Raw genomic sequence first — 15,842 nt, forward strand, 5'->3', positions numbered from 1 at the left:
GTGAGAGAGAAATCTAATCTCTTGAGAATATACTCAGTAAATACCAGAATAATAACATCAATGATGCAAATAGACCTAGTGAAGCTCCTACATGTTGATCTGTACTATATTTGTGTACTAAGTTAGAGGTTTGATAAAGTATAGAACCTGCAGCAAGAACTACCATACCTGCACTAAAAGCAAGCCCTAGATTAAAACCAAATATCATACCTGCGATAATTAAACCTATAGCTATAAAAAAGCCTACCATCAGTATGTTGCGCAGGAAACTAAAATCCTTTTTAGTAAATAATACAATCGCACTCAAGCCTGTAAATAAAGCTAGAGTCATTACAGCTGCTTGATTAATGATGGAATTGTCAAAGATATTCATGCTTCCGCCAGAATAAGCAATGGCAATCCATATCATGGGAAGAAAAATAAATGCCTCTGCAATCACATAAAGTAATAATGCGAGATATTGTTTGGTTTTATCGTGTGATTTATGCGCAATATTTTCTGCATAGTTTGTTGCTAGCATAAATCCACCCAACATTAATAACCATCTCCATCCTTGTGTCATGGATAACGCAAACTCTACCAATGGCTCAATGCGTAAAAATATAGACTCTACTATTATAAATAATAAAACGGCTAGTGCAACGTGCGCATAGGTGCGTTTATAAAATGCTACTCTAGTATCATCGCTAGCGGCAATAAGTGGTTGATAAGAAGAAATATTATTATGATCCATGGTTAGTTTATATTACAATTAGTGAAGATAATTAAACTACTTTTTTACAACGCTAAAACATTAATAAAATTTTCTGCAATTGAATTAAACCTTATCTTTCTTTTTGAGTCATAAGGTAGACTATGATAGCAGATAAAGAATACGAGATTCTGGAACTTTTAAAAGTGCCTCATTCCACAGAGGCTGGCTACCGCATGCTTTTAAAGGAGTTTCAAGAGCAATTATACTGGCAAATTAGAAAGTTAGTTATAGATCATGATGATGCACATGATGTGTTGCAAAATGTATTTGTAAAAGTTTTTAAAGGAATTAAAAATTTTAAAGGCGATAGTAAACTTTCATCATGGTTATATCGTATCGCATATAATGAAAGCATGACCTTTCTTACTAAAAAAAAGAAACAGCTTCAAATAAGTGACGCAGAGCTACAAGCTCATTTAGTAGAACAAATTGAAGCAGATGTATATTTTACTGGTGACGAAATCCAATTAGCACTACAGAAAGCACTCGCTCAATTGCCTAAAAGACAAAGCGAAATCTTTAAGATGCGTTATTATGATGAGGTTAAATTTAAGGATATTGCAAATTTGTTAGAGTTAAGTGAAGGAGCTGTTAAGTCTAGTTACCATATTGCTGCAAAAAAAATTGAACAATTTATTAAAGAAGATTAAACTATTTGAGAACTTAAGAGTCTTAAAATCAGAACATGGAAAAAGAAAATAAACATAATAAGGATTTAGGTTTTCAAGTGCCTCAAGACTTCTTCAAAAATTTTGAAGAGGACATGATGACACAATGGAATCTTGAAGATAAGCTAGGTAAAGAAACTGGTTTTGAAGTGCCTGATGGTTATTTTGAAACTCTAGAAGAACAATTATTACCGGTAGTTGATGATAAGGTAAGACAATTACCTAAGAAGTCTAATGTCACTACTTTCTTGTATCCAGTCCTTGCAATAGCGGCAATGCTGGCTATTGTTCTAACTTTAAATAGTGGAAATGAGTCAGTAGATATAGCAAGTGTAGATACTTCAGTACTAGAAGATTATCTTATTGAAGAATCTTTTTTATATGATGACGCTACAGTAGATATATTATTTGCAGATAACGATATATTAGACAATATTAGTCTTACTGAAAGTGTTGACACAGATGTGTTGTATGACTATCTAGAAGATGAAATGGATTTAAACGAAATTATTACAGAATGAAAAAGTATATATTAATAATAGCTGTTCTTATAAGTACTATAGGTATGGCTCAAGGACCAGAAGGTGATCGAGATGATCATCGTCGTATGAATAAAGAGAAAATTGAAGCACTAGCTGTAGCTTATATCACTGAGCAACTAGAACTGACACCTGATGAAGCTAGTAAATTTTGGCCTGTTTTCAATAAATTGAGAGAAAAGCGTCATGATTTAGAACGTAAAAAGAAAGCTTTGATTCGCGAAATGGAAGCTAAAATTGACACCATGTCAAATAGTGAAGCGACAAATTATGTAAGTAAAATTACAGATTTAGATAATCAAATACACGCTTCTAGTTATGAGCAAAACAATGCTGAGATCGTAAAAATTATAGGAGCAAAAAGGTTCTTGAAATTAATGAAAGCCGAAATGGATTTCAGAAAAAAGATGTTGAAAGAATATAAAGAACGTAGAGGTAGAGACAGACCTTAAACAACTGTTGGTTTATTTGATTTATTAATGGATTAAAGCCTTTTCAAAAAGCAATTGAAAAGGCTTTTTTAGTTTTTAAAATTTAATATCAAAGCTTAAATTTGAATAAAAATTAATAATCATGAAAAAGTTCTTTTTAATCTTTTTAGTAATAGGATTAGCATCGTGCAATCAACAGGATTCTACAGCTACTATCGAGGCGACAGACGGCATTAAAAGCAGTCAGGCATATCAAGATTATGTGGTAGCCTTTAATGAATACCAAGCTTGCAAAGAAGAGCGTCCAGGAATAACCAATGCCTACATGAATAAAGAGCTTACAGCACCAGAGTTTGAAAAAGCGCTAGAGAAGAATGCTAAAATGTGTGCTCTTAAAAAACAAATCTTTAATACAAGATGGCAAATGTTACAAACAGAATATGATAAACTGTCTGAAGAATATCAAATCAAAGCAGACTAATCTTTAAATTCGGATATTTCAGTCGCGTTTTCTACAGATTTACCATCATAAACAACGGTCCATCCCATAGAATAACTTAAAACAAAAATACTTGTTAATTCTGATAATAGTCGATCATCTGCGTTTTTGAGGATATCACTATTTCTAATTTGACGCTCAATATCTTTCGATATTTTTTGCTTCATGCTATTGAAATCCTTAGCCTCAAAAGTATTGAGTATTCCGTTATCTAATTGATAGAAGTTTAGATTAGGGTTGATGTTTATGGTAGCATCAGGTAATTTTGAAAAAATAATTTCTTTGCGCTCGCTATCAATAGAATACTCTAGGTTTTTTAAATCATAGATCACTTGTGCTTTTGCATTTGAAATCACAAGGGCTGTTTTCTGGCTAGAGAAATAATCCCAGCCATAGGACTTTGTGTTTTCATAAGTGTAGACCTTACCATAGCTAGCCTCAGTTACGATTAATTTACTGACACTGCGCACTTCTTTTTCAATAAGTTCTGTTTGCGCAATAAGGTTTGCTTGCTCTGTGCGATAACCTTTTATATAGTCATAAATCAAAACGATGGCAAGCATCATCAAAGCACCTAGAACTAGTGTTTTTAAATTTTTCATAATTCAACTTGAGGATGTTTTTGTTGCAGGCTTATCAGAGATTTTTCAATCTGTTCCAGATGTAAATCAGTATTTGAAGGTCGATGCGCCACAAGCTTACGATGTTTATCTACGGCTTTCATTATAGGTAAGCAAGTTGTAGAAATCACGCTTTCGCGGAAGCGTTCCCAGACCAACTCAATGCCAATTTCATTTAAATGAACCATATCACGACCATAGAATCTATAGTCACGCAGCTCATCCATAGTAATCTCATAGGCTGGAAAATAACAAGCTTTATCTAGATCTACTATAGTTTGAATGGCTTCAAAAAGTCTTGCTTTACTGCGTTGATTTTCTGTAAATCCATCTTTAATATGACGTACTGGTGATAATGTGAATGTTACAGTCGCATCTGGTTTTACCTTTTTAATGATGGAGATGATGTTACTTAATCTAGTTATAATTTCTGCTATAGATAATAGTTTCTTTACAAATAATCCTTGCGGTTTTTTATGACAATTTGCGACAATCGATTGTTGCTCAATATGCTCATATACCCAAGCCGTACCTAGCGTGATAAACACATGTGAGGCTTTTTTAATCTGTTGAGTAAGTAATGTTCCAGCAGTATTCAGATTATTTAAAACCGCATCTCTAGTAGAACCATTTAAATCAGAATGCGCGAGGTAAGAAAAATGAGTTTCTACATCCTCTAGAGTAAACAAGTCGCCACTCAAAGAACGCTCGAGCAATACCAGTAAACTATGAGGATTAAATATAATCCCAAATGGATTTACGCAAGTCTTAAAGCCGTGATAAGCCATTTTGCTACCTATATTTTCTGTAAAACAACTACCTAAAAATACCAGAGAACTGTCATAGTTAATGGCAGGTTGTAATGGAGTAATAGGAACTGGTGTGGTAAGTTGCATTGTTATCTTCACATTTAATAACATCAAAGGTAAAGCAATGCTGTAGTTATAAAAATAACCACCAATAAATTAAGAGTAATAAAACGATGGTGAGTATTAATTTGAGGTACCAGAAGCGTTTGTTGTCACGCTGGTCTTTAAGCGCCTTTGCTATTACTTTTCTTTTAGTACTTGCGACTTGTTCTGGTGTAAACTGCAGACTCATTTTTGAACTCGTCTGCTCATTGTAAACTGAATCACGTGCATCATTTATTCTGTTGGTTCTACGTTGCGCCGCTTTATTTTGAATAGCCTGTATTTTTTTATAGAGATGATTGTTATAATACATACGGCTTAAGAATTAGACTGAAACTTCATTATTTCATATAGCAAGGTGCCAATTCCATAAAAAATGATAGGTGCCGCGATAACCGTTATGATGATGATAAGAAGTGATTTTCTCTTATCCTTATCTGCCTGCTTGCGTATCTTGCGTTTTGCTGCTTCTACTTCTTGAAGAGTGTAATTTTTTTGAGAAACTCCTGCAGTATAGGCGGCTTTTAATTTACTATAATTTTTAAGACGTGTTTTTTTATTAGATAACAACTTTTTGTTGTTTCTAATCGCCGTAACCATCGCTTGTGCAGATCCTCCAAAACTCATAACACTTTATAAGTCGATGAATTAGAGAAAAAGTTACAGGTTGTTATTTATTGAATTTTGATTCAATAGTACTTTTAATGATTCAATGTGTTGTGTTTCGAAATATTGAATTGGTATCATAAGTGACTGTTTTTTACCCACGTAAAACTTAATCATTTGATATTCCTTAGACACTTTTACAATTCCTGACCAATCAATAGTTGATGAAGCTACAGGATTAGTTGACTCAATTCCATTGTGGTTGAGTATAAGTTTAGATTTAAGACCTGAACCAGCATGATTACTATATATTTTACGATTTCTACCTTTAATAATAAAAGGTTCAAAAAGTGTATAGCCAAAATATAAAATTAAAATACCTAATATGTATAGACTTGAAAGTTTGTCACGCAACACGACTAGCGCAATTAAGCAAATTATAAAACTCAATATCCTGACTCCAACCACCATTTTTTTCCAGGGTTTATCAAAATAAACCTTGAAATAGTGATTAGCAAATTCATCCTTCGTAAGGATATAATCAATCTCAATACTTTCGGCCTGGAGATCCATTTAAACCATCTTCTTAGCGGCATCAAGCGCTGCACTAATTCCAGCAGGATTCTTTCCTCCAGCAGTTGCAAAATGTGCTTGTCCGCCGCCGCCGCCTTGAATGTGCTTTCCTAGTTCGCGCACCATAGTTCCAGCATTCAGATCTTTTTCTTCTACTAGATTTTTAGAAATCATAACGGTTAAAGTCGCTTTCTCTCCATCGCTTGCTCCTATAATAAGGAAAAGGTTTTCCATCTCGCGTTCAATTTCAAAAGCTAGTTCTTTTACAGATTTAGCATCAAGATCTGTTTGTGTCGCGATAAAGTTGACACCATTGATATCTTGTGCACTTGCCATTAAATCACCTTTTAAGTTACCGGCTTTGGCTTTTAAAAGTTGTTCTATTTCCTTTTTAAGTGCTGCGTTCTCATCTTGTAGTTGAGCAATTGCATCTGCAGGGTTTTTAGTATTAGATTTTAAGATGGTTTTAATCTCATCAAAATGTCTAGATTGTTCTGCAAAGAAATCTTTAACGGCATCACTAGATATAGCCTCAATACGACGTATACCTGCCGCAACAGCTCCTTCACTCATGATTTTAAAATGCCACACATCGGCAGTGTTAGCAACATGCGTTCCACCACAAAGTTCATAACTCTTACCAAACTTTATAGTACGTACCACGTCCCCATATTTTTCACCAAATAAAGCCATTGCACCATCCTCGACAGCGGCGTCATAGGTATTGGTTCTATTTTCTTCAAGTGGTAATTGCTCTCGGATACGGGCATTTACAAAGTTTTCTACTTCTTGTAATTGTTCTGGTGTCACCTTTGCAAAATGAGAAAAGTCAAATCGCAAACTCGCACTACGTACCATAGAACCTTTTTGTTCTACATGATCTCCTAATACCTTGCGCAATGCTTGATGTAATAGGTGAGTAGCTGTATGGTTAGAGCTTGTTCTATGACGTTGATTTGAGTCCACGGCAGCTTTATGAGAGCCTTCTAAATCTTTAGGTAGATTCTTAGTAAGATGTACGGTCTGTCCGTTTTCTTTCTTAGTATCTATGATATAAACGGTATCACCACTGGTGCTTTCTAGATATCCTTTATCACCAGTCTGTCCACCACTTTCTCCATAAAATGGTGTCATGTTAAAGACCAGTTGATATAAATCACCATCTTTTTTAGTAGTTACTTTACGGTAACGAGAGATGCGTACATCTGCCTCAAGTTTATCATATCCTATAAACTCTTGAGTGTCATCGCTGCGCAATTCTGTCCAGTCTGTAGTTGTGGTTTCACTAGCAGCACGTGATCGTTGTTTTTGAGCAGCCATTGCTTTCTCAAATCCAGCTTCATCGAGTTCCATCCCTTTTTCACGCAGGATTAATGCCGTTAGATCGATAGGGAAACCATAGGTGTCATAAAGCTCAAATGCTTTATTTCCGTCAATGATATTTTGTGAGTTACTTTTTGCCGCAGTAATCATGGAGTCTAGAAGAACTAGCCCTTGATCCAGTGCACGCAAAAATGATTGTTCTTCTTCTTTAATCACGTTAAGAATCAAATTCTTTTGTGATTTAAGCTCAGGAAAAGCATCGCCCATTTGTTTAGACAACGTATTTACGAGCATGTATATAAACGGTTCTTTTTTATTTAAATAGGTAAATCCGTAACGTATCGCACGTCTCAAGATTCTACGTATCACATATCCAGCACCATTATTAGACGGTAGTTGCCCATCTGCAATAGAGAAGGCTACAGCGCGTACATGATCTGCAATTACACGTATGGCGATATCTTCTTGTTCTGTCTTACCATAAGCATGACCAGTGATCGTTTCTATTTCACGTATTAATGGTGTAAATACATCTGTGTCATAATTAGATTGCACACCTTGCATTACCATAGCAAGACGTTCAAATCCCATTCCTGTATCGACATGTTGTGCCGGTAGATTTTTAAGAGAACCGTCTGCCATGCGGTTGAATTGCATGAAAACGAGATTCCATATTTCTACTACCTGTGGATGGTCAGCATTTACAAGACTAGCGCCATCAACAGCAGCTTTTTCTTCAGCCGTTCTTATGTCTACGTGTATTTCAGAACATGGACCACAAGGACCTTGATCACCCATTTCCCAGAAGTTATCTTTCTTATTACCGTTTAGGATTCGATCCTCTGCGATAAATTCTTTCCAATAATCGTAGGCTTCAGTGTCACGTTCTAAGTTTTCACTGGTGTCACCTTCAAAAATGGTGACGTATAAACAGTCTTTATCAATTTTATATACCTCAGTAAGCAGTTCCCAAGCCCAAGCAATCGCTTCTTTTTTAAAGTAATCGCCAAAACTCCAGTTCCCTAACATCTCAAACATTGTGTGATGATAGGTGTCAACACCTACTTCTTCAAGATCATTATGCTTACCGCTTACACGTAGACATTTTTGAGAATCTGAAATACGGCTAAATTTAGATTCATTTATGCCTAAAAAGTATTCTTTAAAAGGGTTCATTCCAGCGTTTACAAACATTAAAGTTGGATCATTTTTAATCACCATAGGCGCGCTGGCCACAATCTCATGTTGCTTGGATTTATAAAAGTCTAGGAACGTTTGTCGTATCTGTTGTGATTTCATGTGCAGCTTTAAAAGCGGTTAATGGTAATTTGTTATTTTTGTTGAAATGGAGTAGTTGGGTTGTTGAGAACTCGCTTTCGCGAAAGCGTAACAATCATCACTTTTATGCGTTATTAAAACAATCCATTTAACGACACAAAAATAGCACTTTATACCATATGTCAAAGGTCAAGTATTACTATGATGCAGAAACGCTTTCTTACCGCAAAGTAGAGAAGCGCAAACGCAATACTTTTAGAAAAATAGCTCTGTTTACAGTGGCCAGTGCATTGTTTGGTTTTTTGTTTTTTAATCTGGCATCACAGTTTTATGAATCGCCACAGGCGCGTAAATTAAAACGTGAGAATGAGTTTCTTAAATTAAGTCTTAAAGAGTCGCAAGAAGATGTCAATGATCTTGCAAAGGTGATTAAAAATGTAGAAGAGCGAGATAATTCAATATATCGTATCTATTTTGATGCGGCACCTATATCTGATGAGCAGCGACAGTCGGGTTTTGGTGGTGTGAATCGCTATAAGGATTTTGAAGGTTATGATAGTTCTAAAAAGGTCGTAGGTCTTAAAGAGTCTATTGATAAATTGAAAAAGCGTGTTGCTATACAGTCTAAATCACTGGATGAGATTGAAGAATTAGCAAAGAGTAAGGAAGAACTTTTAGTTTCTATTCCTGCAATACAACCAGTGCGTAATGAAGACTTAACGCGCATGGCGAGTGGTTATGGTTATCGTACAGATCCATTTAATAAGACCCGTAAATTCCATTATGGTATGGACTTTACAGCACCGCGTGGTACACCTGTGTTTGCGACTGGTGATGGAGTAGTGGATAGAGCAGATGCAAACAGTGCTGGATATGGTAATCACATACGTATTGACCATGGTTTTGGCTATGTGTCGTTATATGCTCACTTAAGACAGAATAAACCCTATAATGTTAGAGTAGGACAACGTGTAAAGCGTGGTGATATCATAGGTTATGTAGGTAGTACAGGTCGTTCTCAGGCACCACATTTACATTATGAAGTGTTTAAGGATAAGGAGCGTATCAACCCTATTAACTTCTACTATGGTAATTTAACTCCAGAAGAGTTTAACTTACTATTGAAAGCTTCTCAACAAGAAAATATCTCGTTAGACTAATGTATATAGACCTGCCCGATAAGTTGTATTATTCTATGGGAGAGCTTACTAAAGCTTTTCAGGTAAATGCATCATTAATTAGATTCTGGGAAAAGGAGTTTGATATTCTACAGCCTAAAAAGAACTCTAGAGGTAATCGCAAGTTTACTAAAGAAGACGTAAAGAATTTACAGACCATCTATCATCTGGTAAAAGAGCGTGGTTTTACTCTAGAAGGTGCAAGAGAATATATGAAGTCTCATAAAAACGAATTGTCTAATCTAGAGATCATCAAGAAACTAGAGCATGTCAAGGCAGAACTGTTAAAAATAAAGGATCAATTATAAGGTCCGATATTGAAGTTTTTTAGGGAATACCGTTTTAGCTTAAGTCGTAATTAAGCAATAAACTTTATGTTGATTGGATATTTGTAAAAATTACCTTCAGCAGCTTTAACCGCTCCTATGATAGGGAAAACGATGGTTAATATTGCTAATCCTATCAATAATGGTACGCCTATAATGGCACAAGTTAAAATCAAACCTAGAATACCATATATAAAAGAACTAATCATCCAGTTAACAATCTGTTTACCATGTTGATCAACTATATAGGATTGATCTTTATTAGTTAACCACATCACGATAGGCAATACAATGCCTATTAAGGGAACGATATATCCTGCAAATTGTGAAAGATGCATCAACATACAAAATTGGTTGAGTTCCATTCCCCAAGGCCTGAATTCTGGGTAATTCTGATTCATTGATCTCTTTTTAAAATATCAATATTAATAAGATAGTAATCGCAGCAGGAATGGTTTGAACAAAAAGTATTTTACGTTCCACTGTTAAAGCACCATAAATACCAGCGATGGCGACACATGCTAGAAAAAATAGGGCAACATATGATTGCCATATATCATCAGTGATCAATAAACTCCATATTAATCCTGCGGCTAGAAAACCATTGTATAAGCCTTGATTTGCAGCCATGGATTTAGTAGGAGCAAATAATTCTTTGGGGAAGCTTTTAAATACTTTTCTTCCTTTAGTTTCCCAAGCAAACATTTCAAACCATAAAATATAGACGTGAATTAAAGTAATAAAACCTATTAAAATGGAAATGAGAATCTGCATATAAGGATTTTGAAAAATGAGTAAGGTATAAACAAGGCTAAATATAAGAATTAATACATGTTTTAACTTTTACATTTATCTGCCTTCTCTCAAATAATAAGAACTGTCAACATCGTAAATCACTGAAATTAAAAAAAGTTTAATGGTATGCTACTAATAAATCTGCCACTTTCAGTAAATCTGGAGCATTGATTTCCGTTTGTGGAGCTAGTGGAAAAAGTTGTTGTCCTGGTCTATTTACAAATGCGGCACGCCATCCAGCCCATAAAGCACCAGCAACATCCCATCCATGAGCAGCTATTAACATACAGTCTTTTGGCTGTACGTGAAGTTGATTTGCAGCCCAATCATAAGTATCGGTAAAAGGCTTAAATTTTTTTACGGGTTCAATACTTAGTCTGCGATCAAAATAGCTATTCAATCCAGCGTTTTCAAATTGATGTTGTACACCTTCATCAGATGAGTTAGTAAGAGAAACTAATGTGTATCCAGCTTCTTTTAATTTTGATAAGGCTTCTTTAACTTCGGGATGTGGTGGTAAGTTGCGCAATCCATTAATGACAAGATTTCTAGCATCTTCTTCGGTCATCTTAATATCGTGGTTTGCAGCGACCATTTGTAAAGCTGCCGCACCTATATGACCGAAAGGTTCATATCGACCACTCGCAGACATTACTAATGAATATTGTAACATGGTTGTAAACCACAGCGGTAATAAATGATCATTACCTCCTAAGGCATCTGCAACCTGTTTTTTCATTTGTGTAAGGTCTAACAAAGTCTCATTGACATCAAAGAATAATACTTTAGGCTTGGTTTTAGGTTCCATGTTCAAATGATTTATCTATGCTTTCAAATGTTTTAATGTAGATAGTATATCTGTTCCTTCTGCTCTTTCTTTATAATCTGCATCTAAAAAAGCATATTGAATAATTCCTTTTTGATCGATGACATAAGTTGCAGCAAGTGGTAATTCATTACTATGATCACCATTTTTCTCACTTAATTTAAACCCAGCTTCATATATCGCAGCAACATCTTCAGTTAATTGATAAACTATTCCATATGCTTTACCTACGGTATTTCCTATATCGCTTAAGACGTTGAATTTCAAATTATTCTTCTCAGCTGTGTTCAATGAATTGTCAGGTAGTTCTGGTGTTAGAGCAATTAATTGGGCATTAAACTTTTCAAACTCAGGTAATATTTCTTGTAAATAGTGCAAGGTAATATTACAATATGGACACCATCCACCTCTATACCAGGTTAAAACAATAGGACCTTTTTCTAGCTCATTATACAGAGAAATGGACTGATTTATAGCATTTTTAAGTTCAAAATTTGGGGCTTTATCACCTATGTTTAATGCTTTTTCTAAAACACCTGAATTTGCAACACTTTCAATACCATCATTATAGATTTTATTCTTTTCGGCTGTAAATTTTGCAATTCCTGCCTTGCGCTGTGGCTCTAGTAAACGGTCTAATGCTCCATTTTTGGTTTCCATTTTTCTTTTTTTATAGTTGAGTTTGGATATTATTCTGCAATGATTTCAGATAGTACTTGTTTAAAAATATCTACAGGTTGAGCACCAGAAACAGCGCTTTTTCTATTAAATACTATTGTAGGAACTGAACTTACTCCTAAGTTTTGCCAGAATTGTTCCTTTTTTCTAACTTCTTGTTGTGCTTCAGGTTGATCGATTAGTGCTAAAGCTTCTGTAGCATTAAGACCTACTGAAATCAATGCTTCTTTTAAAACATCGCGTTGAGAAACATCTTTACGATCACTAAAAAAGGCTTTGGTAAGCTGCATTTTTAACTCGGTTTGCTTTCCAAAATCTTTTGCATACTCAAGTAAGATATGAGCATCAAAGGTATTGACCATGCGCATCTCATCAAAGTAATCAAAGGTGAAACCTAGTTCTGCTCCAGCCTCTATCATATGTTGTTTAGATGCTTGCTGCTGTTCTATAGTGGAACCATACTTTTCAGTGATATGTTCATTAAGGTTTTGACCTTCAACGGGCATATTAGGATTCAATTCAAATGGTTGCCATTCTATTTCGACTTGATCTTGAATGCCTAGTTCATTAATAGCCTTTTCTAATCTCTTAAAGCCTATCGTACACCAAGGGCAAACAACATCAGATACAATATCTATTTTTAGTTTATCAGCCATTAGGATAGAGTTATAAGTTCGCTAATTTGTAATTCGCCATCGACATTGCTATAGTTTTTTACATCTGCCGCAAATGTTGCAGCATGCGGAGCAAAAGAAGATTTAAAACTAGCGACATCGTCAAACAGTAAATGCGCGATTGCAACATAAGGAGCTAGTTCATCAGGCTGTCTTCCTGCAATTCCTACTTCAAATTCTAGTCCTTTTAAATCTTTACCTAATGATTTAGAAATCATCGGTAAATGACTGTTTTTGTAATAATCTGTATCAAACTGAACGTCTTTGCCATTAGGATACATTACAGATACTTTAATCATAATAATGATATTTATTTTAGTAAGTTAATAAACCTTCCGCACTTAAACGGAAGGCTTATTGTTATAAATTGAGATTTAGGGAATCAACAATTTATTTTTTCCAAGCAAATTTTTCAAATGCAGCATCTACTGGAGTATGAGCGATGTGATTTGTATAATTACTGATTACTTTTTGTGACATTCCTAGAATGATGTCCAATACTTGTCTCTCTCCATAACCTGCAGCATAAAATGCGTCTAAGTCTTCTTGAGATACATTACCGCGATTGCGTACTACAGATAAAGTCATGTTGCGTAGGGCTTCTAATTTTGAGTCTTCTAATGGAGTCTCATTACGTAAAGCATCTGTGATGCCATCGTCTACTTTCATCATTTTTGCAATACCAGTGTGTGCTGGTACACAGTAATGACAGGCATGCTCTACATTAATAGTTTGCCATACAACAGTTAATTCATCTTCATTAAATGATGAGTTTACAAACAGTTCATGTAATTGCTGGTATGCCGTTAATAATTGTGGAGAAGCTGCTAGTACACCGTGTAAACCTGGAATCATTCCATATGCTTTTTGAGAATTCTCTAGTAAAGCTTTGCTTTCTTCTGGTGCGCTCTCAATGTTGTGAACTTTTAAAGTGGTCATAATTTCAATTTTTAATTTATGTTAATTTTAACTAAACAATCGTTTAGTTATAGGGTAAAAAATATATTACAATCTATCGAATGTCATCTCGATGTAATCTTCAATTTCTTTGGTGCTGTTTACTCTAGAAGCAGCGGCTAGACCATGCTTTGCTAACAATAAAAAATTAGCTTGTTTTTGAATGGTTTCTTCATCCTTAGATGAATCCATTCTCAATTTTTCTATAAATACTTCTTTAAGGTCATTCATAAAAGCATTCATCTGTTCTTTAATTAATTCATCAGGACTTTGTGAAAATTCATTATAGGTGTTTGTGATTAAACAACCCTTTGCTGACTTTTCATCACCGCGACCTAACTGAACAGAATCATAGAAGAATTGTTTGATATCCTCAACACCATTTGAAGCATTTTTCAGTTTATCAAATACATCTTTGACCTTATTTTTGTAGCTTTTTAGGCTTTCTATAAAGACGCCATGTTTGCTGCCAAAACTTGAATAAATAGAGAATTTGTTAATGCCCATTTCTTTCTCTAGCATTTGCATAGAGGTGTTCTCATAGCCATTACGCCAAAAAAGAGTCATCGCTTTTTCAATGACTTCACTCTCGATATATTCCTTTTTTCTAGCCATTATTTCTAATACGGTACAAAACTAACCAACCGTTTAGTATTAAAAAAGCTTTTAACTAATAATTATCAATAACCTTATTTCAGTTTAAGTAAAACATTAATATTAATGGATTTTGGCTGGTACAATTATCTACGTTTTAGACAACGACCTCTAGGTTCATCACCTTCATGAAGTACAACATCAGAATGTAGAAATTGTGCTGCGGCAGCCGAATCTTTCACTTTAGTAGCGGTACGTTGAAGCATTTCAGTTTCAAAGTCTTTTAAGACACTTTTCTTTAATCCTACTTCTCGCCAGTTGGATTGTGGTCTGCAACCCATAGTGATACAGCGAGCTAAGGATAAAGCATCCAGTAAAGCTTGATTTGCGCCTTGTCCTTTAAATGGACTCATAGGATGCGCCGCATCACCTATTAAGGTCACCATTTTACTATGACTTAATAAGTCTGGATTTAAGAATTCACGATCATAAACAGGATAACCGGTAATGTCTGATTCTTTAGTAGCTTCGAGAATGTGCGGAATAGGATCATGCCATGGAGTTCTTAATTGGGCTTCAGTCTTTAGGGCTTGAGCACCTTTTAAACTTAAATCTTTAGCTTCTTGTTTTGACATCGGGAAACTGAGTTGCCACATTACAGAATGAGCATCATATGGCATCATATAGATTCTCTCATTTCCATTGGCAGTTTGAAAAACCGTTGCCGAATCTAATAAAGAACTTTCCACATTCTTAAGTTGGTCCAAAGGGCAAATACCTAAAATCACAATGCAGCCTAAGTATCTTAAAGGTGTGTGTTCTTCTCCTATAAGTTGTTTGCGCACCGTACTGCGTATTCCATCTGCACCTACAATTAAATCTGCTTGAACGGTTTTCTTTTCTCCGTCGACATTAAAAGTCAATGTTCCACCGTTTTCTGGGTCAGTTTGGACATCGATTAATTGATGATTCCATTGAATATGTTGAGGTCCACCTAATTGGTTGATTAATTCTAATCTAAGGGATTGTCTCGCAATATGAATATTGGTTCGTTTTGGATATGGTTTGTTTTCTGATGGTAACCATTTTCTAATTCCCCATTCACCTACAACATGACCTTCAGGTGTATGTACTACATGTTTTGTGGATATCACTCCATCTTTAAGCGTTTCGATTCCTAAGCCTTCAATAGCTTTGCTAGCTTGTTGTAAGGTTAATCCATATCCTTGTGATCTTGCATCAAAACTACTGTCGCGTTCATATAAAGTAAACGGTATACCACGATGTAAACAAGCTACTGCAAGTGCCACACCACCGATTCCGCCGCCGATAATAGCCACGTGCGGATAGTTCTCTGCGTCAGGTGTTGGGAAATTTGTAGAAGGGATAATACCTTTTCCATGACATATTTTACAAATGTGTAAATGCGCTTTAGGTCGAGTAGGAGCGATGCCTTTCTGATCACTGTTTTCAAATTGCTCTAAAGCTTTTTGATAAGCCAACTTATCTTTTTTGCGCAAGCGGCCACTTTTCTTGCCTCGACCTTGACAATCTGGACAGCTGGTCCAGCAAGAATGATGTTGCTGCTCGTTACTCAATGGTATTAGAAATC

Annotated in this window: 22 protein-coding genes; 6 read left to right on the forward strand and 16 right to left on the reverse strand. The window is 35.3% G+C overall.

Features of this window, described 5'->3' with window-relative positions; genetic code table 11:
* Window positions 1-13: 13 nt before the first annotated feature.
* Window positions 14-733: a Bax inhibitor-1/YccA family protein gene (locus R1T42_RS01755; protein WP_042295896.1), complete on the reverse strand. Its 720-nt coding sequence runs from the start codon at window positions 731-733 to the stop codon at window positions 14-16.
* A gap of 122 nt (window positions 734-855) precedes the next feature.
* Here R1T42_RS01755 and R1T42_RS01760 point away from each other — a divergent pair, with 122 nt between their 5' ends.
* The 4 genes from R1T42_RS01760 (at window position 856) to R1T42_RS01775 (ending at window position 2,873) form a co-directional block, all read left to right on the forward strand.
* Window positions 856-1,404: an RNA polymerase sigma factor gene (locus tag R1T42_RS01760; RefSeq protein ID WP_036581294.1), complete on the forward strand. Its 549-nt coding sequence runs from the start codon at window positions 856-858 to the stop codon at window positions 1,402-1,404.
* A gap of 35 nt (window positions 1,405-1,439) precedes the next feature.
* Window positions 1,440-1,943 (forward strand): hypothetical protein, encoded by a 504-nt coding sequence (locus R1T42_RS01765; protein WP_042295897.1) that lies wholly within the window; start codon window positions 1,440-1,442, stop codon window positions 1,941-1,943.
* Window positions 1,940-2,413, forward strand: a complete 474-nt coding sequence (locus R1T42_RS01770; protein WP_317291060.1) for a hypothetical protein — start codon at window positions 1,940-1,942, stop codon at window positions 2,411-2,413. Before R1T42_RS01765 ends, R1T42_RS01770 begins: the two co-directional genes overlap by 4 nt.
* 121 nt (window positions 2,414-2,534) lie before the next feature.
* Window positions 2,535-2,873 (forward strand): hypothetical protein, encoded by a 339-nt coding sequence (locus R1T42_RS01775; protein ID WP_036581284.1) that lies wholly within the window; start codon window positions 2,535-2,537, stop codon window positions 2,871-2,873.
* On the opposite strand, the gene R1T42_RS01780 is transcribed toward R1T42_RS01775, so the two are convergent.
* Genes R1T42_RS01780 through alaS form a run of 6 tightly spaced genes read right to left on the reverse strand, consistent with a single transcriptional unit; the run spans window position 2,870 to window position 8,223 of the window.
* A complete protein-coding gene (locus R1T42_RS01780) occupies window positions 2,870-3,493 on the reverse strand; it encodes a DUF4230 domain-containing protein (protein WP_317291061.1) in 624 nt (207 codons plus the stop codon). The two genes, R1T42_RS01775 and R1T42_RS01780, sit on opposite strands and share 4 nt — an antisense overlap.
* The gene (locus R1T42_RS01785; RefSeq protein WP_317291062.1) at window positions 3,490-4,419 is read right to left on the reverse strand and encodes a GSCFA domain-containing protein; all 930 of its coding nucleotides are present in this window, start codon (window positions 4,417-4,419) and stop codon (window positions 3,490-3,492) included. Before R1T42_RS01785 ends, R1T42_RS01780 begins: the two co-directional genes overlap by 4 nt.
* 34 nt (window positions 4,420-4,453) lie before the next feature.
* The gene (locus R1T42_RS01790; protein WP_042287835.1) at window positions 4,454-4,735 is read right to left on the reverse strand and encodes a hypothetical protein; all 282 of its coding nucleotides are present in this window, start codon (window positions 4,733-4,735) and stop codon (window positions 4,454-4,456) included.
* 5 nt (window positions 4,736-4,740) lie between these two features.
* Window positions 4,741-5,049: a hypothetical protein gene (locus tag R1T42_RS01795; protein ID WP_317291063.1), complete on the reverse strand. Its 309-nt coding sequence runs from the start codon at window positions 5,047-5,049 to the stop codon at window positions 4,741-4,743.
* A gap of 33 nt (window positions 5,050-5,082) precedes the next feature.
* Window positions 5,083-5,601 carry a hypothetical protein gene (locus tag R1T42_RS01800; RefSeq protein ID WP_317291064.1) on the reverse strand — a complete coding sequence of 173 codons (519 nt, stop codon included), beginning with the start codon at window positions 5,599-5,601 and terminating at the stop codon, window positions 5,083-5,085.
* Window positions 5,602-8,223, reverse strand: a complete 2,622-nt coding sequence (gene alaS, locus R1T42_RS01805) for an alanine--tRNA ligase (RefSeq protein WP_317291065.1) — start codon at window positions 8,221-8,223, stop codon at window positions 5,602-5,604.
* A gap of 158 nt (window positions 8,224-8,381) precedes the next feature.
* Between alaS and R1T42_RS01810 the strand changes: the two genes are divergently transcribed.
* Together R1T42_RS01810 and R1T42_RS01815 are read left to right on the forward strand one after the other, a co-directional pair.
* Window positions 8,382-9,362: a M23 family metallopeptidase gene (locus tag R1T42_RS01810; RefSeq protein ID WP_317291066.1), complete on the forward strand. Its 981-nt coding sequence runs from the start codon at window positions 8,382-8,384 to the stop codon at window positions 9,360-9,362.
* Window positions 9,362-9,688 (forward strand): MerR family transcriptional regulator, encoded by a 327-nt coding sequence (locus R1T42_RS01815; protein ID WP_036581266.1) that lies wholly within the window; start codon window positions 9,362-9,364, stop codon window positions 9,686-9,688. Before R1T42_RS01810 ends, R1T42_RS01815 begins: the two co-directional genes overlap by 1 nt.
* A 50-nt stretch (window positions 9,689-9,738) precedes the next feature.
* On the opposite strand, the gene R1T42_RS01820 is transcribed toward R1T42_RS01815, so the two are convergent.
* The 9 genes from R1T42_RS01820 to R1T42_RS01860 form a co-directional block, all read right to left on the reverse strand.
* Window positions 9,739-10,107 (reverse strand): DUF4870 domain-containing protein, encoded by a 369-nt coding sequence (locus R1T42_RS01820; RefSeq protein ID WP_317291067.1) that lies wholly within the window; start codon window positions 10,105-10,107, stop codon window positions 9,739-9,741.
* Window positions 10,108-10,117: 10 nt separating this feature from the next.
* The gene (locus R1T42_RS01825) at window positions 10,118-10,480 is read right to left on the reverse strand and encodes a DUF1304 domain-containing protein (RefSeq protein WP_317291068.1); all 363 of its coding nucleotides are present in this window, start codon (window positions 10,478-10,480) and stop codon (window positions 10,118-10,120) included.
* Between the two features lie 139 nt (window positions 10,481-10,619).
* A complete protein-coding gene (locus R1T42_RS01830; protein ID WP_317291069.1) occupies window positions 10,620-11,309 on the reverse strand; it encodes a haloacid dehalogenase type II in 690 nt (229 codons plus the stop codon).
* Between the two features lie 15 nt (window positions 11,310-11,324).
* Window positions 11,325-11,987, reverse strand: coding sequence for a peroxiredoxin-like family protein (locus tag R1T42_RS01835; protein WP_317291070.1), 663 nt, complete (start codon window positions 11,985-11,987; stop codon window positions 11,325-11,327).
* Window positions 11,988-12,016: 29 nt separating this feature from the next.
* The gene (locus R1T42_RS01840; protein ID WP_317291071.1) at window positions 12,017-12,661 is read right to left on the reverse strand and encodes a DsbA family oxidoreductase; all 645 of its coding nucleotides are present in this window, start codon (window positions 12,659-12,661) and stop codon (window positions 12,017-12,019) included.
* Entirely contained in the window at window positions 12,661-12,978 is a 318-nt protein-coding gene (locus R1T42_RS01845) for an EthD family reductase (RefSeq protein WP_042287847.1), read from the reverse strand. Before R1T42_RS01845 ends, R1T42_RS01840 begins: the two co-directional genes overlap by 1 nt.
* Before the next feature lie 91 nt (window positions 12,979-13,069).
* Window positions 13,070-13,618 (reverse strand): carboxymuconolactone decarboxylase family protein, encoded by a 549-nt coding sequence (locus tag R1T42_RS01850; RefSeq protein ID WP_006797169.1) that lies wholly within the window; start codon window positions 13,616-13,618, stop codon window positions 13,070-13,072.
* A 66-nt stretch (window positions 13,619-13,684) separates the two neighbouring features.
* Window positions 13,685-14,251, reverse strand: coding sequence for a TetR/AcrR family transcriptional regulator (locus R1T42_RS01855; protein WP_317291072.1), 567 nt, complete (start codon window positions 14,249-14,251; stop codon window positions 13,685-13,687).
* 125 nt (window positions 14,252-14,376) lie between these two features.
* Window positions 14,377-15,828, reverse strand: coding sequence for an FAD-dependent oxidoreductase (locus tag R1T42_RS01860; protein WP_317291073.1), 1,452 nt, complete (start codon window positions 15,826-15,828; stop codon window positions 14,377-14,379).
* Window positions 15,829-15,842: the final 14 nt, after the last annotated feature.

It is taken from the genome of Nonlabens ulvanivorans (assembly GCF_032922765.1).
GTDB classification, from domain to species: domain Bacteria; phylum Bacteroidota; class Bacteroidia; order Flavobacteriales; family Flavobacteriaceae; genus Nonlabens; species Nonlabens ulvanivorans.